Origin of the sequence: Tautonia plasticadhaerens (assembly GCF_007752535.1) — a bacterium.
Taxonomy (GTDB): domain Bacteria; phylum Planctomycetota; class Planctomycetia; order Isosphaerales; family Isosphaeraceae; genus Tautonia; species Tautonia plasticadhaerens.
On sequence record NZ_CP036426.1, the window covers coordinates 850,595 to 873,153 of the forward strand.

The window sequence follows — 22,559 nt, forward strand, 5'->3', positions numbered from 1 at the left end:
GGCGAGATGCGATCAGTCGGCCCCGGCCCCGACGAGGTCGAGGGCCTCATCCAGCGTACCGAGGTCGACGCGGAAGGGCGAGTTCACGTGACTCCGGGGCCGGCCGAGCTGGTCCAGGTCCCGGACCACCTCGGGCGTGATCTGGCCCCGGACCGCGGCGTACGAGGCGCGGGAGCAGCTCATCATGATCCGGTAGCAGTCGACCAGGTAGCCCGGCCCGAACAGCTCGACCAGTCGGATGCCCGATCGGGGCGGGGCGTCGGGCCCGGTGCCCCTGGGGTTGAATCCCAGCCAGGAGAGGCCCGCCCCGTGGATGCCGACCACCTCCCGGGCGTTGCCGAGGAGGGCCAACTGCCGATCGAACGGGAGGTCCTCGCAGTAGATCCGCTCGAACCCCCGGCGCGCCAGGTGCTCGGCGACGAGGTCCTCGTTGAGCAGCGCCCGGGCCCCCCGTCGGGCGACGAACACCCGTGGGGGCGTCGGTCCCCCGGGGTCGAGGCCCAGGCCGCCGAGGATCGTGGGGTTGTTCAGCGGGTAGTCGTAGGGGGAGTCGCATTGCACGATCCGCCCGGTCAGTTCCCGATCGGATGCGCGGTGGGGGACTCCCAGGCGGTCGAAGATCCAGCGGCCGATCGGGCTGGCGTTCTCCCGGAGGACGGCGACCACCGGGGCGTCCTCCCCCGTCCGCTCGGCGATCAGGCGGCGGGCGAGCAGCGCGGCGGTCCCCCGGAGCAGGGCATGGGCCGGGTTGGTGTCGGCTTCCCATCGGAGGTCGTAGAGCAGCGTCTCGCCGCAATCGATCGCGGGGAGCTTGCGGGCCCGCTCGTACTTCGACCGACGCTTCAGATCCCAGGGCCCTCGGATGGCCGATCGGAGCTGGCCGGCCCGGTCGGTCCGTCCCCGGGCCACCTCGACGCGGAACTCGGCCCCCTGCTTCCGCTCGGCTCGCAGGAGGATCCGCTCGATCTGGGGCTTCCAGGAGTCGACCATCCGGGTCGGGTAGCCGAAGAGGATCGACTCCGGCACGTCGATGTCGGGCAGGGGCCGGGAGAGCTGCAGTTCCATGAATCCGAAGTCGCTCCGGTGGTCGCCGCCCCCGACCCTGGCCGAGACGGTGGCTCCGATCGCGGGGCGGACCCGGTGCCGTCCCCGTCCCCATCCCCCGTCGAGTCGGCCCGGGGACCGATCGCCCGACTCATTCCGCCGCCTTGCCGACGGCCAGCAGGTAGCTCGGGCTGCTGGAGTGGAACCGGAGCCGGTCGAGCTGCTCGACCCCGCGGGAGACGTGGACGTCCCAGACCTGCACGTCCCGGGTCAGCTCCTTGAGCAGCCGGTGGGCCTCGACCAGCGCCTCGACCGAGGCCACGTTGACGACCAGCCGGCCCCCGGTCCGGAGCCGGGCGTGGGCGGCCCGGAGGATCGAGCCGACGTGCCTCCCGGTGCCGCCGACGAAGACGGCGTCCGGATCCGGCAGGTCCGCGAGGGCCTCGGGGGCCCGGCCGGCGACGGCCCGGACGTGCTCCACGCCGAACCGCTCGGCGTTGGCGGGGATCAGGGCCAGGTCGTCGGCCCTCGGCTCGACGGCGAAGACCTGGCCCTGGGTCGCCAACTGGGCCGCCTCGATCGCCACCGACCCGGAGCCGGCCCCCACGTCCCAGACGACCGAGTCGGCCCGGATGTTGAGCTGGGCCAGGGCGATCGCCCGGACCTCGGCCGTGGTCACCAGCGACCGCCTCGGCTGGTTCTGCGAGAACAACTCGTCCGGGTTGCCGAACCGGAGCCGCCCCCCGTGCCGGTCGGCGCGGAGGGCCAGGTCCGGGTCGCGGACCAGGATCAGGACGTGGAGCGGGTCGAAGTCCATCTCGGCCAGCTCGGCGAGCCCGGCCTGGGTCACCCGCTCGTCGGGGGAGCCGAGGTGCTCGCAGACGAAGGCGCGGAAGTCGTCGAGCCCGCGGTCGAGCATCGCCCGGGCCAGCCTCCGGGGCGGGCATCGGTCGCTGGAGAAGAGGCCAACCTTCTCGGCGTTGCGGATCCGGGAGACGATCGCCTCCACCGGCCGGGATCCGAGGTCGGCGAGGTAGGCGTCGTCCCAGCTCTCCTTCACCCGGGCGAAGGCCAGCTGCATGCTGCTGACATGCGGGACGATCTCGAACCGATCCTCCCCCAGGCGGTCGCACAGGTACCGGGCGATGCCGTAGAAGAGCGGGTCGCCGGTGCTGACCAGGACCGGGCGACCGGCCGAGTCCATCGCCTCCCGGACCTGGTCGACGGCCCGGCCCATGTCGCTGGAGAGGGCGACCTTCCGGCCCCCGGCCTCCTCGACCGCCTTCAGGGCCGCCGGGGCCCCGAGGATCAGATCCGCCCCGGCGACGATCACCCGGGCCGACTCGGTCAGGCCCGACAGGCCGTCGTCGCCGACCCCCAGAATCACGACCTTGCTGCTCGATTCGGCCACCGCGATCGGTCCCCTGTCCTGGAGGTGTCCGGCCACTCCGACCCGGCCCGACGGTCGGGCCGCTCTAGGGTAGGGTCCCCGGGGCGATCCCGCCAGTCGGGCCCCGCCCGGCGGATCCGACCCGACGCTCAGGGGAGCCGCCGGGTGCCCGACTGCAGGGCCTTCAACTGCCCGGGGGGCGCGGTGAAGGTCGGGGTCCGGATCGGTGTCGAGGCCAGCAGCTCGGCGGGGGAGAGGAGCCGGCCGTCGAGCGTACCGAAGCTGCAACCGGCCTCCGAGGCGATCACGGCACCGGCGGCCATGTCGTGGGCCTTCTCGCCTAGGTGGCAGACCGCGACCAGGCGGCCGCAGGACACCCAGGCCAGCTCGGCACAGCAGGAGCCGAGATCCCGCAAGCGGCCGACGACGGATCGGGGGTCGATCACCCGCAGGGCATTCGTGCCGACGCAGATGTTGTCCTGGTCGTGGAAGCCGTCGCGGTCCGGGGCGGCCCGGATCGGCTCGCCGTCCCGCCAGGCGCCCTGCCCCCGGGTGGCCCAGTAGAGCTCGCCGGCCGGGGGGATGGCGATGACGCCGAGCACCGGCTCGCCGCGGTCGATCAGGCCGATGCTGATGGCCCAGACCGGCAGGCCGTGGACGAGGTTGCCGGTGCCGTCGATCGGGTCGATCGACCAGCGACGCGGGCCGGACCCGCCGGCGTTCTCGTACTCCTCGCCGGTCAGGACGTCGTCGGGGAAGCGTTCGCCGAGGCGGTCCCGGATGAGCCGTTCGAGGTCGTGGTCCAGGTCCGTGACGTAGCTGAGGTTCTCCTTCTCCTGGGGCCGGACGTCGGCGCAGCGGCCCAGGGCGATCTCCGCTGCCTCCGAGGCGAGGGACTTCACGAACTCGAGCTCGGCGGCGTAGGGATCCGTGGCGGGCATGGCGGGACTTCATCGGGGGGAGAGAGGGGACTTTGCGAGCATCGTACGCGAAGCCCGGGAGGGGTGGCAACGCGGGGTGGTGCGACTTCAATCCCGGCCTCGGGGCCGGGGGGCGGGGGTGCATCAGGGAGTGCGGGGTTCGCCCTCCCAGACGCGATTCCTGCCGGTCGGGCAGAGGTCGAGCACCGGACAGCGCTCGCAGCGGGGGCGGGCGTGGAGGCAGCATCGCTGGCCGTGGATCATCAGGACTTCGTGGTTGTCGTAGACCTGCTGGGCGGACCAGTCGGGCGGGAGTTGATCGGCCAGGATGGCGTGGGAGGGGCCGACGGCCACGCCGGGGGGGAGCAGCCCCAGGCGGGAGGCGACCCGGTGATGGTGGCTGTCCACCGGCAGCGCGGCGACCCTGAGCCGGCTGAATAGCAGCACCGCCGCGCTGGTCTTCGGTCCGACGCCGGGGATGGATTCGAGCCAGGCCCGGGCCTCGGTCGGGGGAAGGTCTGCGAGGGCGTCCAGGTTGAGCGACCCGAGACGCGCCGAGATCGCGCGCAGGACGGCCTGGATCCGGGGCGCCTTCTGCTCGGGCCAGGTGCAGGGGGACACACAGTCCTGGATCTCGCCCGTGGGGGCATCCCTCACCGCCTCCCAGGTCGGGAAGCGTGCTCGGAGGTCGAGGTAGGCGCGGTGCGAGTCCCGGTTGCGGGTCCGGTGCGAGAGCAGGGCGGAGACCAGCTCGCTCAGCGGATCCTTCTCGCTGAAGAAGGGGACGGGGCAGCCGTAAGCCTCGCAAAGGCGGTCGTGGACCTCCCGGGCCCTGGCCCGGAGTCCCGGGGTGTTCCAGGTGCTCGCCGTCGTCTCGGATCGCGTCGCCATGCCGGTCACCTCCCCCTGGCGGAACGGCGGGGCAGGGGGCAAGGCGTGTGCCGAAGATGGGTCAGTCGAGAGCCTTCGGGTCGATGACCTTGAAGGTGTCGCCGGGCTGGGCGGGGCCGTCCAGCTCGATGATGTCCCTGGCCTTGCCCAGGCCCTTGGGCTCGAAGTGGAGCAGGCCCCGGCGGTCGGCGCAGGGGAGGCAGAGCCGCTCGTCGGCCGAGTGGACGAACAGCTCGCCGTCGGAGAGCCGGTGGTAGGCCTCCTCGCCGGGTGCGATGTTGTGGCAGAACTCGCGTTCGCTGCCGTGTTTCATGCCGACCCGCCAGCCGGGCTCCCGGAGGAAGACCCGGGGGACGTTGGGCTCGTCCTGGTCGGTCCGCTCGGGAATCGGGACGTTCGGGTCTCGGATCATCGCGGGGCCCTCGGTTTCTTCTCGGGTCGGTTGCGGGCGGGGGCGCCGGGCTCGGGGCGTGCCGGGGAGTCCGAGCGGGCCGCCCGGGACGGCTCCCGGGTGCGGTTGCCCGAGACCAGGCCGTAGATCCGCCGCCCCGCCTGCGAGACGCCCGGCAGCGGCCCGACCAGCCCGATCGGCCACAAGAGCGGCACCCTCCGTGCCACGGCGACCACCGCGTCGAAGCCCGACCGGATCCGGTCCCCCGGGCCGACGGCGTGGACCGACTCGATGCATCGGCCCTCGGTCAGCCTCGGGTCGACCGTCGCCACGTCGACCGCGGTCAAGTCGACCCACTCGACCGTCCTCGCCGGGTCCCCGGAGGCGCCGATCGCGACCGAGGCCCGGCAGAGCCCGCAGGCACCATCATAGACGACCCGGATCGGCTCGGGGTTCCGGCCCGTGGCCAGGCTCCGCAGCCACGAGCCCGAGGCGAAGGCGAGGTTGGCCACGATCATCGCGGCGGCGAACTCGTAGAGCCCCATCGTCGTCGCGATCCCCACGTGCAGCCCCATCGTCAGCCCGACGATCAGCGGCCGGAGCGTCCGAGGCCAGACGAGCACCGGGTAGAGGATTTCCAGGTACAGGGCGCCATGGGAGAAGAACATGAGCAGCATCGGCCATCGGGCCAGCCAGGTCAGGTCGATCGGCCGGAACTCGGCATAGCCGAGGAGGCTGCCGAAGGCCCAGCCTTCCCACCAGATCGGGTGCTGCAGCTTCGCCAGCCCGGCCAGGCCGTAGATCACGCAGAGGTGCAGCTGGATCAGCCGGAGGCAGAGGTTCGCCGAGACCGTCGGCCGGGGCGTGCCGTCCCCGGCCGGCCCGTCGAGCGGCCGGGCGATCCGGATCCGCCGCAGTTCCTGCCGGGCGGCCTTCCAGCGCGCGACCCACCGGTCGAGTGAAACCGCCTGCCCGCCGGAGCCTGTCGCGGCGAGGTAGAGCGTCAGCATCGAGACGACCATGTCGAATCCGAAGTGGATCACCGGCGCCCTCCGGATCGTCGAGACGACGATGATCCAGGCGAGGACGGCGGTCGGGCGGCTCCAGAGCCCGACCGCGAACATCGATAGGACGACGAGGCAGCAGATGTAGGCCGGCACCAGCAGGGCGTCGGGCACGATCGACCAGAGCGACCAGCTCCAGCGGTCCTGCTCCAGCGCCCGGAAGAAGGCGAGGGCGTCGGGGTCGGCCCAGCCCCGGGACCCGACGAATGCGTGGAGGTCGAGCCCCAGGACGGCGAAGTTCCAGAGCAGCAGCAGCCCGACCCCCAGGCGGATCAGGCCGACGGGCGTGGGGTCGGCCGGGCGGAAGAAGAAGGCGTCCCACCCCCGGGCGGCCGACCGGCCGAGGTCGGCGAGATACGAAATCGGGCCGGTGATTAGTCGTCGCACGAGTAGGCTCCGATGCGCTGGCGGTCGCCGTAGTAACGCGGGCCCTCGGCGTCGATCGCCCGGCCTTCTTGGGCGGCCTCCACCAGCTCCCGGGGGGACGGATTGAGGTGGTCCTGCAGGTAGAGGACCACCCGCGAGGCGCCCGGATTCTCGGCGCAGAGGTGCCGGGCGTAGGAGGCGGCCCATCGGCTCCGGCTGTCCCCGCCCGGATCCCGGGGGGCGCGTCGGACGTCCTCGAACAGGTGATAGGCGAGCGCCAGGTGCCGCTGGTACCGGAGGCGGGGGGCCTGGGCGCGGTCCGGGATGCGGAGCGTCTCGGTGCGGCCGTCCCCGAACTGCACGTCCGCGATCAGGATCGGCGTCGGCGGCGCCCCGGCGGTGTAGAAGCGATAGGTGTAGCCCTGGTCGACGAGCTTGTAGTACCACCGGAACCGGTCGGCGATGGCCCGCTGCAGGTCCGACGACGGCGACGCCGCCATCACCGCGGACAGGACCGCCGCCCCATGCACCAGCAGCAAGGCGGTCACCCCGGCCTTCGCCCATCCCGGCCAGCCGGGCCCCGCCTCCTCCGAATACTCCCGGGCCATCTCACCCTCCGCCACTCGGGCAACTCCCAGCAACCCCCGACGAGTTTACCCGATCCCTCCCCACGCCGGCCGCCCCGCCTCGGGTTCTTCGGGCCCAGGGGAAGACTCGGGAAGGAAGCGTTGCATCTTTCCGTGTTCGCCCGAATTCGCCATTTTCACTGAATGGAGTTGCGGGAGCATCAGGAGGGGATTAGAATTTGTAACGGCTCGTGCGACTTTTCCGGTTGGGGTTGACGCGGAAGCTGGGTAGGGCGCGTTGGCATGCGTGGTCCGATCGGCGACATCAACCCCGGCGGGCGAAACCTCCCAGGCGGCACACCTTTCGCAGACTCGCCCGGCCGGATTTTCGGACCCGACCTCGACGACTCGCAACCTCGGGAGAACAGATCGCAATGCAGGGCACCATGGTCATGCTGCTGGCGCTGAGCGGGATGGGCTGCCACCACGGCGGTCACGCCCCGGCCTATGACGCCTGCTACGATTCCTGCTATTCCTCCTGCTACGACGCCGGCTACGGCGGTGTCTCCTACGACGCCTGCTACGGCGACGCCTACGACTCCTGCTATTCGGCCTGCTACGGCGGCGGGTTCGCGATGGGCGAGTACGGCACCACCTACGACGCCTGCTATTCGAGCTGCTACGACGCGGGCTATTCCTCCTGCTACGGCGGGAAGCACCGGGGCGGCGGCTTGTTCTCGTGCCTGAAGGGCCTGTTCGGCCACAAGAGGCGCAATTCCTGCTACGATTCGTGCTACTCGGCCTGCTACGGCCCGACGTACTACGAGGCCTGCTACGACACGAGCTATTCGTCGTGCTATGGCGGCTCGGCGCCGATGGCGAATTACGGGATGCCCGTCTACGGCACCTATACCCCGGCCGTCTCGTCGCAGGCCGGCTACGCCTCGCCGCAAGGGGCGATCATCACCACGCCGGGCAAGGCCGCCCCGCAGTCCTACGGCACCACGCCGGGCAAGGCCGCCCCGCAGTCCTACGGCACCTCCCAGTCCTACGGCACCACCCAGGGGCTGGGGAACTCGACCGAGCCGGCCTACTCCGGCCAGCCCGTCGAGCAGGAGACGCCGAATGACCCCGTCCTCGAGCCCGAGCCGACCGAGGAGGAGCCCGAGGCCACCGAGGTCCCGGGATCGCTGCCGGTCGACCCGGTGACCCCGCCGGCCGCGGACGACTTCCTGCAGCCGAACACCTGATCGGCCCTATGGGCGATCCCCGGATCGGTGACGACGACGGCCCGGGGCGGCACCAGGTCCGCCTCCCGGGCCGTTCGGCTGCGCGGCTCCTGGCGGTTCGGATTTGCGGGCCGGCCGGTGGGTGGATAGATTGGGTGGCTCGCCACGGTCCCGATCGGGCCGGAGCCCCCGGTCCTCGTCCGCGCCCCGCCAGGACTCGCCGCACGATGGATTCGAATGAGCACCCCCGCCCCTCCGAGAACCCGCTCCAGGCCCTCGGCGAGCCGCCCGCAGACCCGAGGCGCCGCCTGGGATGGCTGATCCAGGCGCTCGGCGAGGCGAACAGCCGACGGCTCGGCCTGTTCGTCGTGCCCGAGGAGCTGGTCCTCTCGGTGGTCATCCCCGTCTACAATGAGAAGCGGACGATCGACGAGATCCTCCGGCGGGTGCGGGCCACGCCGATCACCACGCAGATCATCCTGATCGACGATTGCTCGACGGATGGGACCCGGGAGCTGCTCCGCCGCTGGGGCCCCGACGGCGAGGACCCCCAGCCGGACCTGACCGTCCTGTTCCACGAGCGGAATCAGGGCAAGGGGGCGGCGCTGCGGACCGGGTTCCGGCACGCCACCGGCGACCTCGTCATCGTCCAGGACGCCGACCTCGAGTATGACCCGGCCGAATACCCCCGCCTGATCGAGCCGATCGTCGACGGCCGGGCCGACGTCGTCTTCGGCTCCCGGTTCATCGGTGAGACGCACCGGGTCCACCTGTTCTGGCACGCCGTCGCCAACCAGGGGCTGACCTTCCTCTCGAACATGTTCACCAACCTGAACCTGACCGACATGGAGGTCTGCTACAAGGTCTTCCGCCGCGAGGTGATCCAAGGCATCACCCTCAAGAGTGACCGCTTCGGCTTCGAACCGGAGGTGACCGCGAAGGTCGCGCGCTTCCGGTTCCCCGACCGCGACGGCGGCCGGGGCCGCAAGTGCCGGATCTACGAGACCCCGGTCAGCTACCACGGCCGGAGTTTCGAAGAGGGGAAGCACATCCGGCCCCTCCGGGACGGCCTCCGGGCGCTCTACTGCATCATCCGGTTCGCGTTCGCGGACTGAATTTTTTCGGACCGACCGGCCCCCGGTTCCAACGATCGGCCGGGAGGACCCGTAACTAGGGATATCGGCCCCGTCGGCGGCTTGCCGGACCGAGGGCCGATCGGTACAGACCGACGCCCGCCGAGGTCGGCGGGTGCGACTTCCCGCCCGAAATCACCCGGTTCCCCCCGAGGATCGACCGCGATGAAGAACCTCCGCCTGATCGACTGGATGAAGCTGGCCCCGTTCGCCCTGGCCGCCGCCCTGCTGGCCGGCTGCGGCGCCCCCGAGGGCGAGGCCGACCTGCCCGCCGATGACACCATCGGCGCCGAGACCTCCACCGACCTCGGCCTCGAGGAGCCGGTGATCGAGGAAGAGACCATCATCGATGAGACCGTCGAGCCGGGCATCGAGGCCGCCCCCGAGGAGCCGGGCATCGAGGTCGCCCCGGAAGAGACCCCGGCCCCCTGACCCGGCTGAAGCGACGACCTCGACCGATCGGCGGCCGGGCTTCTCCGACCGTCGAGCAGAGAATCCCGAACGGCCCCGGTCCGATCGACCGGGGCCGTTTTCGATTTCCCCGGCCCTCGTGGCCGGCCCTCCCGAGGAGATCCGAACCGCAATTCGGCCGGCCCGATCGATCGGGGAGGGTTCGTCGCCTCGGCCGGGTCATCGCGGAGGATCGGGAGGAGCTGTTCGGATCCGGACGTATTTGTGACACTCGACGCAGTTGATCGTCAGCCTCACGTAGGAGAGGGTGGCCGCGTCGAGGTCCTCGGCCTCGGCCTGTTCGGCGAGCGAGGCGGTGAGGCGGCGGAACTCCTCGCTGTAGCGGCGATAGTCGTCGGTGGGAAGGCTGTACCAGACGGCCTCCTCGCTCAATTCCCGGAGCGACCGGGCCGATCCGGCGATCGGTCCGAATCGCCCCTCGGTCAGGCCGCCGAGGATGCGCTGGGCGTGGTCGAGCTTCTTCCGCATCAGGACCGATCGGTCCGTCTGGACGTCCTCCCGGCCTTGCGCGGGGAGCGGCGCGGATCCCAGGGGTGCCACCAACCACAACGCCGCGGCCAAGACGGTCGGGACGAGCGGCCCGGGGAGCCGGCGAGCCGGGGATGAGGTGGACGGGGACATGGCTCTGGGCTCCTCCCCGGTACGGCCCGGCACGTGACCGGACCCGACCCGGCGGCATCCCTGGTCATCAGCGACGCGTCGATCGGACGTACTTGTGGCACTCGACGCAATTGGTGGCCATCTGGACGTAGGCCAGCGTCGCGCCGTCGAGGTTCCCCGCCCGGGCGTCCTCGGCCATCGAATCGGCGATGCGCTGGAAATCCCGGGTGTAGGTGAGGTAGAGCGGGCCGGGGACCGTGGCCGGCTCCCACTCGGCGGCGGCGCTGAGGAGCTTCAAATCCCGGGCGTTGTCGGCGACGAGATCCATCTTCTCCAGGGCTAGGCCCTCGAGTACGTTCTTGGCGTAGTCGAGCTTCAGCCTCATCAGCTCGGCACGCTTGTCCTGGGGGACGGCCGGGGACGGGTCGACCGGGTTCGGGGGGGGCACGGCCTCGACGGCCGAGCGGGCGATCAGCAGGGCGGCCACCAGGCCTAACGTGGCCCCGAGGGCTCGAGCGGGCGGGGTCTTCATCGCGGTCTCCCCCGGATCGGTGGTCGTCGTCGGGCGTTCGAGATTCGGTCCGATCTGCACTCTATCCCCCCGGTCCGGGGAGGGGCAACGGGGCGGTCGCCGTAGTCCCCCGCAACGCGGGGCTCGCCTCGGATCGCCCGGAGCCGTCCCGGCCGGGGGGGCGATTCGGCGCCCCGTCACGCCCCTGATTTCGTTGCATGTGGTGCCGGGGCGAGATAGGTTAAATGGTGAGTTGCATCATCATCGAGGCCGACTCGAGGGCGGGTCCACACGAGAGGCCCGAGACGGCGTCCGCATCGCAACGAGAAACCGGGCGGATCGGGCGGGGTCCCGGCCTGGATCGCAGGCCGTCCGCCTCGACGTCCGCCCGAGCCACCCTGGGAGATTCACGATGAGTCGGAGAATCAGGATCGCCATCGCGGCCGCGGTGATCTCGGCGGCCGGCGTGTCGCCCGCCGCCCGGGCCCAATGGGCCTATCAACCCTACGGCTGGGGGGGCTGGGGAGGGGCCGGCTCGATCCAGGGCGACGTGGCCCAGGGGATGGGCGTCTTCGCCGCGGGCATGGGCCAGTACAACGAGCAGACGGCGGTCGCCCGGTCGATCGAGACCGACACCCGGATGCGGCTCAACGAGTACCTCTGGCGCTCGGAGCAGGTCCGCCGCCAGCAGCAGGCCGAGCAGTCGGCCGCCCAGCGGCAGCGGACCAACCAGGCGATCGGCGGCATCCAGGACAGGGTCCTGAACAATCCCGATCGCAGCGACATCGTCAGCGGGGATTCGCTCAACGCCATCCTCCACGAGCTCCGGGCCCCCAGCGTGGCCGACTCGCTGCTGGAGAATGCGGCCTCCGACTTGACCCTGACCGGCGCGCAGGTGAAGCTCATCCCGCTCCGGTTCGCCAGCAAGGGGGTGGTCATCTCCGCCCATCGACTGGCCGCCGAGAACGCCTGGCCCGCCCCGCTGCAGGCCCCGGCCTTCACCCCGCTCAGGGACAGGTACCGCGCCCTCGTCGAGGAGGCCCGGAACCTGCCCGAGGAGCAGGAAATTCCCGATGAGAAGATCGTCGAGGGCATCCAGATCGTCAACCAGATGCGCGCCCTGGCCCAGGAGCAGCTCTCGGGGCCCGAGTTCGCCGCCGCCGAGCGCTACCTGAAGGCCCAGGCCGGCCTGCTCCAGATGGCCCGGCAGCCGAACATCCGCCAGGTGCTGGAGGCCGCCTACAAGAAGGAGACCATCCCGCTGGCCAACGCCATCCTCGGGATGGACTCCTTCAACCTCAGCTTCGGGAAGGCCGACGACCCGGCCGAGCAGGAGGTCTACCTGCGGACGCTCTATCCGATGATGGCCGAGCTTCGAAGCCGGGTCGCCCAGCAGCTGGGCGGAAAGATCCCGACCGAGTTCCAGGCCAGCGTCGGCGAGGAGGCCCCGACCGGCGCCTTCGAGAAGCTGGACTGGGAGCAGCTCGGCCGCACCGCCCCCCACCCCGAGGCCCCTCATCCCGAGGAGCCCCCCGCCCCCGGTGCGCCCAACTGAGTTGCCCCGAACGATCGAGTGGGCCGGGCTCGACCCCGACGGGCCCGGCTCCTGAAGACCCTCCCCCCAGTCGAATCGGACCGGGGGAGGGCGGACGCCCCTCCCCGGTCGGCCGCAACCATCTCCTCAGTCGTCGCCGGGCCCGGCCCCCTGGGATCTCCCCTCGACGGGGCGTCCCCGGAGGCCGACGGGTCGCCCGTCGGGGATCGAGGTGCGGTCACTCTGATCCGGCGACCGGTGTCGTCGCTCGCCCCGAGGATCGATCGGCAGGCGTCCGGTCGGTCCCGGTCGTGGTGGCTTGGGAACTTGCCGATCGGCCGGCTCGGCGTTATGGTGACGGACCGATCGGCAGGTCGTCGGCCCGTTGATCCGAGCCCGGCCGCCGAGAGGTTCGGCGCCGCCGGCCGCGCGGGCCGCATCGCCTCGGCCGGACCGAAGTCGGGGATGACGCCGCCGACCCGCGTCTCGGCCGGGCGCGGGACTCGCCGTTCCGGACGATCCGATCCATCCCGACCCGACCCGACCCGACCGCGCTCCCGGGGCTCACCCCGCCAGGAGCACCGGAGAGCATCGAGCATGGCCGAGCCCCGCCTCGTCGACCTCGCCGAACTGAAGCCCCGCCTGCTGCGGACCTTCGACCACTACTCCTCCCGGTTCGGCACCCTGATCGACCACCACCCCGACTACTTCCCGATCTACACCCGGGACGGCCGCTGGCGGCACTCCGGCGAGCTCTGGACCGACTGGTGCTCCGGATTCCTCACCGGCATCATGTGGCACTGCTATCGTCGGATCCGCCACGACTGGTGGCGCGAGAAGGCCGAGCACTACTGCCGACTCATCGAGCACAAGAAGCACGACAGGGATGTCCACGACCTGGGCTTCATCTTCCTCAACTCGTACCTCCCCTGGTACGAGGTCACCGGGGACGAGGACAAGAAGCAGGTCGTCATCACCGCCGGGCAGACCCTGGCGAAGCGGTTCCGGGAGAAGGGCCAGTACCTCTGCTCGTTCATCGGGCCGGAGAGCCTGTTCATCGACATCATGATGAACGTCCCGATCATCTTCTACGCCGCCCGAGAGACCGGGGACGAGGAGCTGCTGCGGGTCGCCAGGGCCCACTGCCGGACGACCGAGCGGACGATCGTCCGCCCCGACGGCGGGACCGCCCACGAAGGCATCTTCGACACCAACACCGGCGAGTTCCTCCGCGAGAGCACCCACCAGGGGCGCTCCGGAGACTCCGACTGGACCCGGGGGCTGGCCTGGTCGCTCTACGGCTTCGGCACCGCCTATACCTACTCGAAGGACGAGGCGGACCTGGCCGTCGCCGAGCGCAACGCCGGTCACTTCATCGAGCGATGCCCCGAGGGGTTGGTCGCCCCCTGGGATTTCGACGCCCCCGAGGGGGACCGCATCGCTGACTCCTCCGCCTCCGCCATCGCCGCCTCGGGCCTCTGGCAGCTGGCCGACCTGAGCCCCGACCCCGCCCGGGCCGCCCGATACCAGGACGCCGCCCTGACGATCCTCGACGCGCTTTGCACCGAGCAGTTCGTCTCCTGGAACGACCCCCAGTGGGAGGGAGTCCTGAAGCACGGCGTCTACCACAAGGCCAAGGGCCTGGGGGTCGACGAGTCGGTCATGTGGGGCGAATTCTTCCTGCTGGAGGCGGTCAGCAAGGCGCTGACGCTCATCGACGCCGATTGACCCGGACCCCGTCCCCGGGGGTTTCGGGCCCTGCGAGGTCCGCGGCCCCGGGCCGGTCGGAGCCCCATCATGCCCTGCTCCCATGAGCCCGCCGAGGGTCACCCCCGCCCCAACGGCCACACCTCCCTGCCGCTGATCAACCCCGATCCGGAGTCGGACGACTTCGGCGACAAGCCGACGGTGTTACTCACGGGCGCCTGCGGCGGGCTCGGCCGGAAGTTGCGAGACGCCTGGGCCGGGCGATACGACCTGATCCTCATCGATCACCGGGCCGGGCCCGACGACCCGGAGGTCCTCTCCGCCGACCTCTCCGAGCAGGACGAACTCTGGATGGGCACCTTCCACGGCGCCGATGCGGTGGTCCACCTCGCGGCCAACCCCCACCCGAACGCCCGCTGGGAGGACCTCGTCGGCCCGAACCTCGACGCGACGGCCAACGTCCTGCACGCGGCCGTCCTGGGGGCCGTCGACCGGGTGGTCTTCGCCAGCTCCTCGCACACAATGTGGGGCTACCGGGACGACGGAGACGGCCCGATCTCGGAGGATCTCGCCCCCCGCCCCGACGGCCCCTATGGCGCGTCGAAGCTCGCGGGGGAGCGGCTCGGCCGGAGCTTCTCGCTCGCCTTCGAGCTGGCGTTCGTCGCCCTCCGAATCGGCTGGGTCCAGCCGGGGGAGAATCTCGCGGCCACGCTGCCGGACGACTGGGCCCGTTCCCTCTGGCTCTCGAACCGAGACCTGGTGCAGCTGGTCGAGCGTGCCCTGTGGGCCGAGGTCGACGAGGGCTTCCTCGTCGTCAACGGGATGTCGCGCAACCGCCCGGGGCGGTGGCCGATCGACCGGGCCGTCGAGGCCCTCGGTTATGAGCCGCATGACGGCGAGGATCCGGCATCGCCCTGAATCGATCCCCCTCGCTCGGAGAGCGGCGGGGATGGGGGTGGCGGGGCATCTCTGCCGATCGCCCACTTGCGACGAAGTGATCGAAGGCGGATAATCCCATGGATCACTTCTCCGACCGCTCCGCTCACCGATCGAGGGGGCGAGGGCCATGACGACCCGGATCTGGGCTCTGCTTCGAGTCGCCCTGCTGATCGGCCTCTTCGCCCCGACGATGTGGCGATCGGGTGGTAGCGATGACGTCCCGCCGGCCCCCCCCGGGCGGATCGATTCGGAGAATTCGGGAGACCAGGCTCCCCTCCTGGCGATGTTCGAGGTTGAGCCGCCGATCGTCGAGGAGGAGGAGGAGCGGGGTTCCTGGGCTCCGGGTCGTTGCGAGCCGACGTGGGCCGAACGATTCGCCGATGCCTCGGCCATGCCGTCCTTCCCGGCCGGGACTGTCGAACGGGCATGTCCCCGGTACCGCCGCCATTGCCGACCTCGATGCTGATCGCACAGGGCCGGAGCTCGCCGATCGGGTGAGCCCCTCCGTCCGACGATGGACGACACCCTCGTGCTCGGCAGGCCCCGCGGAGTCCGCGGGAGGGCCGGGCGTCCCCCGAGATCCCCCTCCCGCCCGGGACCGGGCCCGGCCTCGCATCGGAGGCATCGGGCGTGCTCCCCGAGGATCTTCCAGTTATGTCGACGATCATGCCCCCCACGGCGGCCGTCCCGGGATTGCCCGGGGCGGCCGAGAAACCCCGCAACGGACTGGCAGGACTGAAGCACTGGCGGCAGGACCTGGCCGCCGGGCTGCTCGTGTCCCTGATCTCGCTCCCGTTCTCCCTGGGGATCGCGGTCGCCTCCGGCGCGCCCCCGATCTCGGGGATCATTTCGGCGATCATCGCGGGGTTCGTCTTGCCCTTTTTGGGCGGTTCGTACGTGACCATCAGCGGACCGGCCGCGGGCCTGGCGCCCGCGCTGCTGGCGGGGATGACGGTGCTGGGCCGGGGCGACCTGGAGCGGGGATACCCGCTGCTGCTCGTGGCGATCTGCCTGACCGGGGTGGTGCAACTCGTGCTGGCTCGGCTCCGGGCCGCCCGCTTCAGCGCCCTTTTCCCGGCGGCGGTCGTCGAGGGGATGCTGGCGGCGATCGGCCTGCTGATCATCGCCAAGCAGCTCCCGATGCTGGTCGGCCAGCCGTTCGAGGCGCATGAGTTCTGGCATATTCTCGCCGAGACGCCCGAACAACTCGGCCGGATGGATCCGCGCGTCTTCGGCCTGGGGATGGCGAGTCTGTTGCTCATCTTCGTGCTGGCCGGCCTGAAGTCGCGGTGGCTCCGGCTGGTGCCGCCGCAGGTGATCGTCGTCGCCCTGGGCACCCTCGTGGGGATTGGCCTGCACCTGGAACCCCGATACCTCATCGCGATCCCCGCCAACCCGCTCTCGCACGGCCTGGTGCTGCCGGATTTCGGCGAGATGATCGCCGATCGGGCATTGTGGTCGTCCCTGGCGGTGATCGTCGTCACGCTGACCCTCATCGACGGCGTCGAGTCGCTGGCGACGATCGCCGCCATCGACAAGATCGACCCGTTCCGCCGAAAGTCCGATCCGGACCGGACGCTCCAGGCGATGGGCGTCTCGAACATCTGCTCCAGCCTGGCGGGCGGCCTGACGATCATCCCCGGCGGCGTCAAGAGCACGGCCAACATCATGGGGGGCGGTCGGACGCAGTGGGCCAACTTCTACAACGCCTGCTTCCTGCTCATCTTCCTCCTCTTCGGCAGGGGCCTGATCAACGCCATCCCCTTCAGCGTGCTGGGGGCGGTGCTCATCTACACCGGCTACAAGCTCTGTCGGCCGGGCGTCTGGCGGCACATCGCCGCCATCGGCCGGGAGCAGCTTGCGCTGTTCACGATCACCGTGCTGGTGACGCTCTCGACCGACCTGCTCGTCGGCATCTTCGCCGGGATCGCGGCGAAGTTGCTGCTGAATGCCTGGTACAGCCTCGCCTCGCTCCGCACCGGATCTGGTGCCCGGCCGGTCGGCTGGGGCCGGTCGGCGTCGTCGCAACTGGCGTCGATGTTCCGCAACCCCGTGATCGGCCGTGAGGCCCGAGACGGGGAGTATCGGATCGCCTTCGGGGGGCCGCTGGTCTGCTTCAATCTCCTCCAGATCGGCCGGGAGCTGGCGAAGATCCCATCGGAAACACGCACGGTGCGGCTACACCTGACCGACGCCGTGACGCTCGTCGACCACACCGCCTGCGAGAATCTCCTGGACTTCGCCGAGGAGTACGAGCGGAGCGGCCGGGGACACGTCTCGATCCTCGGGCTGGAGGACCTCCAGCGGCAATCCGAGTTCGCTTCGTGCATGCGGATCCGGGCCCGGAAGGCGCTGGAGGATCCGGTCGATCGCCTGCTGGACCGACCCTCGACGGCCGTCGAGTTGCTTCCCCAACAGACCCGCCCCGATCTGGCCGTCCCCCCGTCGGAGCGCCGTCGAGAGGCGGAACGTGTGCTGAGCGAATTCGACCTCCCGAGGGACGAGCGTTGCACGCTCAGACCGATCGACGACCTCGCCCGCTGGAGCCTCGTCCAGGATGCCCGCCCCGACGCCAGCAAGGGCCGTTCCGGATGGCCCGACGGGGGCCGGATCTAGCGAGTCGTCCTCAGAGGGGCCGTCCCGGCCCGATCGCGTCGAGCAGGCCTTGGAGTCGGGACTCCAGCTCGACGGTGACGGCCGCGGCGGCCTTCCGGGGGCGCTCGGAGGCCGGGGAGAACGCGCCGACGTCGATCGGCTCCCCGACCCGGACGACCGCCCGCCGGGGCCCCCGGGGCCGGGGGAAGGGGGTGCCCAGCGTGTCCTGCTCCAGCTTCATGAGGACCTCGGCGACCCGCTCCAGGGTCGGGCAGTCTCGCACGTAATCGCCGGGGTAGCTGAACAGCTGGACGACCACGAACAGGTCGCCCAGGTCGTGCCGGGCCTGCTCAACCTGGCCCCGATCCGCCGCGGGGTCCGCGAGCACGTCGAGGCAGACGCGTCGCAGCTCCTTCACGCGGACCGGCATCGGGTCGGACTTCCTCCTCCCGAGCCGTCGGTCCTCGATCCCGCCGACGATGTGCTCCCGGAGGTCGGCCAGCCGGGCCGGGAGCGGGCCGGATCGGGCCGAGCCGAGGTATTCCGCCTCCTTCAAGGCCACCGCCCCCTCGGCGAAGGCGTAGATCCGGTCGACGAGCGGCTTGCCCGGCCTCGGCTGGCGTCGGAAATGGGCCTCCAGCGTGGTCATCTGGGCATCCATCGCGGGCCGGGGGTCGTGGTCGTCGAGGAACCGATACTTCAGGCCCACCGGGACGATCCACACGGTCCTGCCCGCGGCCCGCCGCTTCCTGAGCGCCGAGGAGGCGATGGCGGCCACCCCTTCCCGGATCGGGGTCAGCCGGTCCGCCATGTGGTAGATCTCCCCCTCGGGGAAGACGACCAGCGGGTTGGGGCTGCCGCCGAGCAGCTCGACCGCGGTCTTAAATGCTCGGAGGTCGGCCCCCTCGCGGTCGACCGGGAAGCAGCCGACCCGGGGCAAGACGAAGGCCGCCTTGCCCTTGAAGATCTGGTAGGCGGCCATGAAGTAGAAGGGGCGGCGGAGGGCCATGCCCAGCTCGAAGACGATGCCGGCGTCGGCGTCGTCGCAGTGGTTCGGGGCGATCAGGACGCCGTCGCCCCGCTCGATCAACGGGGAGATTCGGTCGAGGCCCTCGACGTCTCGTGCCTCGATCCGCAATCCCCGGCGGAGCATTTGCCGGAACGCGACCGCCCCGGCTCGGACCCAGAGCGGATGGACGCTCGGCGATCGGAAGCGGTAGGGGAACTCATCGGCCAGGGGCATGCGTCGCATGGCGATGTCCTCCGAGTGACCCGATCCCTCCGGATCGGATCGGACCGGGCCGTCGAGGGGGATTCTACCAGGCATTCCTCTGGGAATCGGCATCCCCGATGTGCCATCCGCCCCTCGACCGCTCCCTTCCGCCGACCCGGCCGAGGGCGTAGGATACGGCAACGGTTCGCCCCGAGCCGTCCCCGGAGGGAAGACATTCGATGAGAGCGATCCCGAGGCTCGCGCCCCCCTTCGTCCTGCTCGCCCTCCCGGTCCTGGCCCGGGCCTTCGGCCCCGCCGAGCCCCCGACCCCCCGAGCCGAGCCCTTGGAACCGATCCCCTCGACGACCTCCGCCTCGATGCCGGTGGACGCCCACTCGGCCGTACCAGCCCTGTCACGCCGGTTCGATGTGACCGTGGCCGAAGGCCTGGTCGACGAGCCGACCGACGGGCGGCTCCTCGTGATCCTCTCCCGACGTTCCCGGCCCGAGCCGAGGGACGCGATCGGCCTGCCGCTGCCGGGTTCTCCCGCCGTGCTCGGGGTCGACGCGATGGGGATCGCCCCGGGGCAGGTCGTGGCGGTCGACGCCTCGGCCGAGGGCTTCCCCGCCTCGGGGCTCGACCGCCTGCCGCCCGGCGATTACTTCGTCCAGGCGGTGCTGATGCGGAACCCCGACTTGCTGCTGATCGACGCCCCCGGCAACCTCTCCAGCGAACCGGTCCCCGTCCGCCTCGACCCGGAGGCCGACGGATCGATCGGGCTCGAACTCTCCCGGATCGAGCCTCCAGAGCAATTGCCGGGCGACACGGACCTCGTCCGCTACGTGAAGTTCCCCTCGAAGCTGCTGAGCGAGTTCCACGGCCGGCCGATCTCCCTGAGGGCCGCCGTCGTCCTGCCCCGCGACTTCGATCGGGAGGCCGATCGCCGCTACCCGCTCCGGGTCCACATCGGCGGGTTCGGGTCCCGGTACACGGCCGCCCGTCGTCGGATGGCCGAAGGGTCCTCATTCCGGCAGATGTGGCTGGCCGACGACACGCCCCGGTTCCTGATGCTCTTCCTCGACGGCGCCGGGCCGCTTGGCGACCCGTACCAGGTGAACTCGGCCAATCACGGTCCGTATGGAGACGCGATCACCCGGGAATTGATCCCCTACGTCGAGGAGGCCTTCCGGGGGATCGGCGAGGGGCATGCCCGGGTGCTCGACGGCGGTTCGACCGGGGGCTGGGTGTCGATCGCGCTCCAGGTCTTCTACCCGGATTTCTTCAATGGCTGCTGGTCGAGCTGCCCCGACAGCGTCGACTTCCGTTCGTTCCAGCTCGTGAACATTTACGAGGACCCCAACGCCTACACCTCCCCCGACGGCACCCCCCGCACCGCTTTCCGGCGCGAGGATGGCACGCCCGTCTACGCGATGCGAGAGGAGTGCCAGCTCGAGAACGCATTGGGCCTCGGTGATTCCTGGACGATGTCCGGCGGCCAGTGGGGCTCCTGGAACGCCACCTACGGCCCGAAGGGGGCCGACGGTCGGCCGGTTCCACTCTGGGATCCCGACACCGGCGCGATCGACCGGTCCGTCCTCGACCACTGGGCCCGCTACGACCTCCGCCGGATCCTGGAAGCGGACTGGGCGACCCTCGGCCCGAAGCTCCGGGGCAAGCTGCACATCTGGGTCGGCGAGGCGGACAACTTCTTCCTCGAAGACGCCGTCCACCGCCTCGACGCCTTCCTCCGGGCCGCCGACCCGCCCTTCGAGGGGACCATCGCCTATGGCGACGGCGAGGGCCACTGCTGGTCCGGCATCACCGAGGCCGAGATGATGCGACAGATGGCCGGGGCGGTCGCCTCGGGAGCATCCTGAATCGATCGAGGTCGGCGACCGGACCCGAGCCCGCCATGACGACCACCATCCGCCCCTTCCTCGAATCCGACCGCCCCATCCTCCGCGAGATGACCATCGCCGCGTTCGAGGGGGTGTCGATCGACCATAACATCGACCGCGTGCTCGGCCCGATCGCCGCCCAGGACTGGAGGATCCGCAAGGGGAGGCACGTCGACGACGACCTCGACGCCCCCGGCGGGGAGATCGCCGTGGCGGTCGAGGAGGACGGGACGGTGGTCGGCTATGTGTCGATGCGGTGCGATCGGGAGGCGCTGGTGGGGCAGATCCCGAACCTGGCCGTTTCGGCCGATCGGCGGGGGCAGGGGATCGGCCGCCTGCTGCTCGAACATGCGATCGCGCGATTCACGGAACTGGGGATGGCCGTCGCCCGGATCGAGACGCTGGAGCAGAACCCGGTCGGCCGGCACCTCTACCCGTCGGTCGGCTTCCGGGAGGTCGCCCGTCAGATCCACTTCGCCATGTCGCTATCGGTCGAGGACGGGGAGCAGGCGCCGAGATGAACACCGACGACATCGACACCCTGATCCTGGGAGGGCCGGAGGGGACCGTCCCCCGGCTCTGGATGGAGCAGATTGCCAAGCACTTCGGCGGCGTCCATGCACTGGAGGGGGTGACGGTCAAGTCGTACGCCGGGGAGGTCCACGCGATCTGCGGCGAGAACGGCGCGGGCAAGAGCACGTTGATGAAGATCCTGGCCGGCGCCATTGCCGAGTACGAGGGCCGCATCCTGTTCGACGGGAAGCCGGTCCGATTCGACGGGCCGCGCGACGCCGAGGATGCCGGGATCCGGATCATCTACCAGGAATTGAACCTCGTCCCCGAACTCTCCGTCGCCGCGAACATCTTCCTCGGCCGGGAGCGGACCAACCGGCTGGGCCTGCTGGACGACCGGGAGATGGAGCGCCTGGCCGCCGCCCTGTTCGAGCGGCTCGGCACGCCGATCCCGGTCCGGGCCCGGGTGGCCGACCTGAGGATCGGCGACCAGCAGCTCGTCGAGATCGCCAAGGCCCTGGCCTTCGACGCGGCCGTGGTCATCATGGACGAGCCGACCTCGGCCCTCTCCGACGCGGAGGTCGCCCGGCTGTTCCGGGTCATCGGCGACCTGAAGGCGTCGGGGACGATGGTGCTCTACATCTCCCACAAGATGAACGAGGTCTTCACCCTCGCCGACCGGGTCACGGTGCTCCGGGACGGCCGGTTCGTGGCCTCGGCCCCCCGTCGGGAGATCGAGCCGGGGCAGGTCGTCCGCTGGATGGTCGGCCGGGAGATTGCGACCTTCGACGTGGAGGCGAGCGAGGCCCAGGGGCCCCCGCTCCTGGAGGTCGAGGGGCTGTCGCTCCCGAGCCCGCCCGGCAGCGGCCGACCGAGCCTGAGGGACCTCCGCTTCGCCGTGAGGCCGGGGGAGGTGGTGGGGATTGCCGGGCTGCTCGGTGCCGGGCGGACCGAACTGCTCGAGTGCCTCTTCGGCGCCTCCGCCGAGCCCCCGGGCGGCACGATCCGCCTCGACGGCCGGCAGGTCCGCTTCGAAGGCCCCTCGGACGCCATCGAGGCCGGGGTCGCCCTGGTGACCGAGGACCGCAAGACCCTCGGCCTGTTCGACCAGATGACGGTGGCGGAGAACATCAGCCTCGCCCGGCTCGACGCGATGGCGACGCTGGGCGTGGTCAACCCGGCCGAGGAGCGGAGGGCGATCCGGGAGTCGATCGAGACCCTGAGGATCAAGACCCGGTCCGGCTCCGCGCCGGTGGTCAGCCTCTCCGGGGGCAATCAGCAGAAGTGCATCATCGCCCGATGGCTCTTGACCGAGCCCAGGCTGCTGCTGCTCGACGAGCCGACCCGGGGGATCGACGTGGGCGCCAAGGCCGAGATCTACGCCCTCATCCACCGGCTGGTCGAGCGGGGGATGGCGATCCTGATGACCTCCAGCGAGCTGCCGGAGCTGCTCGCCGTCAGCACCCGGATCCTCGTCCTCTGCGAGGGCCGCCTGACCGCCGAGCTCCCCCGCTCGGAGGCGACCGAGGAGCGCATCATGCACGCCGCCACGAGGTTCCTCGACCGGGCGGCGGCCTCCTGAGG

General features: G+C 70.9%; 20 protein-coding genes. 10 read left to right on the forward strand and 10 right to left on the reverse strand.

The annotated features are described in order from the left end of the window. Positions 1-12: 12 nt before the first annotated feature. From ElP_RS03145 to ElP_RS03175, 7 genes are all read right to left on the reverse strand, one after another. Positions 13-1,065: a glycosyltransferase family 61 protein gene (locus tag ElP_RS03145; protein WP_145267164.1), complete on the reverse strand. Its 1,053-nt coding sequence runs from the start codon at positions 1,063-1,065 to the stop codon at positions 13-15. Positions 1,066-1,195: 130 nt separating this feature from the next. Next, a complete protein-coding gene (cbiE, locus tag ElP_RS03150) occupies positions 1,196-2,455 on the reverse strand; it encodes a precorrin-6y C5,15-methyltransferase (decarboxylating) subunit CbiE (protein WP_145267166.1) in 1,260 nt (419 codons plus the stop codon). Positions 2,456-2,583: 128 nt separating this feature from the next. After that, positions 2,584-3,375, reverse strand: a complete 792-nt coding sequence (locus tag ElP_RS03155) for an inositol monophosphatase family protein (protein ID WP_145267168.1) — start codon at positions 3,373-3,375, stop codon at positions 2,584-2,586. Between the two features lie 123 nt (positions 3,376-3,498). Continuing rightward, complete coding sequence (locus tag ElP_RS03160; protein ID WP_145267170.1) at positions 3,499-4,245, reverse strand: endonuclease III domain-containing protein; 747 nt, start codon at positions 4,243-4,245, stop codon at positions 3,499-3,501. A gap of 61 nt (positions 4,246-4,306) precedes the next feature. Beyond that, entirely contained in the window at positions 4,307-4,657 is a 351-nt protein-coding gene (locus ElP_RS03165) for a hypothetical protein (RefSeq protein ID WP_197446679.1), read from the reverse strand. After that, positions 4,654-6,087 (reverse strand): DCC1-like thiol-disulfide oxidoreductase family protein, encoded by a 1,434-nt coding sequence (locus tag ElP_RS03170; protein ID WP_145278183.1) that lies wholly within the window; start codon positions 6,085-6,087, stop codon positions 4,654-4,656. Before ElP_RS03170 ends, ElP_RS03165 begins: the two co-directional genes overlap by 4 nt. Then, positions 6,075-6,674 carry a hypothetical protein gene (locus ElP_RS03175; protein ID WP_145267172.1) on the reverse strand — a complete coding sequence of 200 codons (600 nt, stop codon included), beginning with the start codon at positions 6,672-6,674 and terminating at the stop codon, positions 6,075-6,077. The genes ElP_RS03170 and ElP_RS03175 overlap by 13 nt, the downstream gene beginning before the upstream one ends. Before the next feature lie 392 nt (positions 6,675-7,066). Here ElP_RS03175 and ElP_RS03180 point away from each other — a divergent pair, with 392 nt between their 5' ends. The 3 genes from ElP_RS03180 to ElP_RS03190 all read left to right on the forward strand — a co-directional run bounded on the left by ElP_RS03180 (position 7,067) and on the right by ElP_RS03190 (position 9,426). Continuing rightward, entirely contained in the window at positions 7,067-7,882 is an 816-nt protein-coding gene (locus ElP_RS03180; RefSeq protein ID WP_145267174.1) for a hypothetical protein, read from the forward strand. A 206-nt stretch (positions 7,883-8,088) separates the two neighbouring features. Continuing rightward, entirely contained in the window at positions 8,089-8,976 is an 888-nt protein-coding gene (locus ElP_RS03185; RefSeq protein ID WP_145267176.1) for a glycosyltransferase family 2 protein, read from the forward strand. A gap of 183 nt (positions 8,977-9,159) precedes the next feature. Continuing rightward, entirely contained in the window at positions 9,160-9,426 is a 267-nt protein-coding gene (locus ElP_RS03190; RefSeq protein WP_145267178.1) for a hypothetical protein, read from the forward strand. Positions 9,427-9,624: 198 nt separating this feature from the next. Here the strand turns inward: ElP_RS03190 and ElP_RS03195 are convergent, their stop codons facing one another. Then, a complete protein-coding gene (locus ElP_RS03195) occupies positions 9,625-10,086 on the reverse strand; it encodes a hypothetical protein (protein ID WP_145267180.1) in 462 nt (153 codons plus the stop codon). 67 nt (positions 10,087-10,153) lie between these two features. Beyond that, entirely contained in the window at positions 10,154-10,597 is a 444-nt protein-coding gene (locus tag ElP_RS03200) for a hypothetical protein (RefSeq protein ID WP_145267182.1), read from the reverse strand. 391 nt (positions 10,598-10,988) lie between these two features. On the opposite strand from ElP_RS03200, the gene ElP_RS03205 reads away from it, so the two are divergent. From ElP_RS03205 to ElP_RS03220, 4 genes are all read left to right on the forward strand, one after another. Next, positions 10,989-12,131, forward strand: coding sequence for a hypothetical protein (locus tag ElP_RS03205; RefSeq protein WP_145267184.1), 1,143 nt, complete (start codon positions 10,989-10,991; stop codon positions 12,129-12,131). A gap of 576 nt (positions 12,132-12,707) precedes the next feature. Beyond that, positions 12,708-13,838 (forward strand): glycoside hydrolase family 88 protein, encoded by a 1,131-nt coding sequence (locus tag ElP_RS03210; protein WP_145267186.1) that lies wholly within the window; start codon positions 12,708-12,710, stop codon positions 13,836-13,838. A 69-nt stretch (positions 13,839-13,907) separates the two neighbouring features. After that, positions 13,908-14,735, forward strand: a complete 828-nt coding sequence (locus ElP_RS03215; RefSeq protein ID WP_145267188.1) for an NAD-dependent epimerase/dehydratase family protein — start codon at positions 13,908-13,910, stop codon at positions 14,733-14,735. 675 nt (positions 14,736-15,410) lie between these two features. Next, on the forward strand, positions 15,411-17,372 hold the full coding sequence (locus ElP_RS03220) for a SulP family inorganic anion transporter (protein WP_231749447.1): 1,962 nt from the start codon (positions 15,411-15,413) through the stop codon (positions 17,370-17,372). A 10-nt stretch (positions 17,373-17,382) separates the two neighbouring features. Here the strand turns inward: ElP_RS03220 and ElP_RS03225 are convergent, their stop codons facing one another. Beyond that, positions 17,383-18,603: a lysophospholipid acyltransferase family protein gene (locus ElP_RS03225; protein ID WP_145267190.1), complete on the reverse strand. Its 1,221-nt coding sequence runs from the start codon at positions 18,601-18,603 to the stop codon at positions 17,383-17,385. 200 nt (positions 18,604-18,803) lie between these two features. On the opposite strand from ElP_RS03225, the gene ElP_RS03230 reads away from it, so the two are divergent. The 3 genes from ElP_RS03230 to ElP_RS03240 are packed head-to-tail and all read left to right on the forward strand — an operon-like array spanning position 18,804 to position 22,557. Beyond that, positions 18,804-20,441: an alpha/beta hydrolase-fold protein gene (locus tag ElP_RS03230; RefSeq protein WP_145267192.1), complete on the forward strand. Its 1,638-nt coding sequence runs from the start codon at positions 18,804-18,806 to the stop codon at positions 20,439-20,441. Positions 20,442-20,476: 35 nt separating this feature from the next. Further along, on the forward strand, positions 20,477-20,983 hold the full coding sequence (locus tag ElP_RS03235) for a GNAT family N-acetyltransferase (RefSeq protein WP_145267194.1): 507 nt from the start codon (positions 20,477-20,479) through the stop codon (positions 20,981-20,983). Then, positions 20,980-22,557, forward strand: coding sequence for a sugar ABC transporter ATP-binding protein (locus tag ElP_RS03240; protein ID WP_231749449.1), 1,578 nt, complete (start codon positions 20,980-20,982; stop codon positions 22,555-22,557). The genes ElP_RS03235 and ElP_RS03240 overlap by 4 nt, the downstream gene beginning before the upstream one ends. Positions 22,558-22,559: the final 2 nt, after the last annotated feature.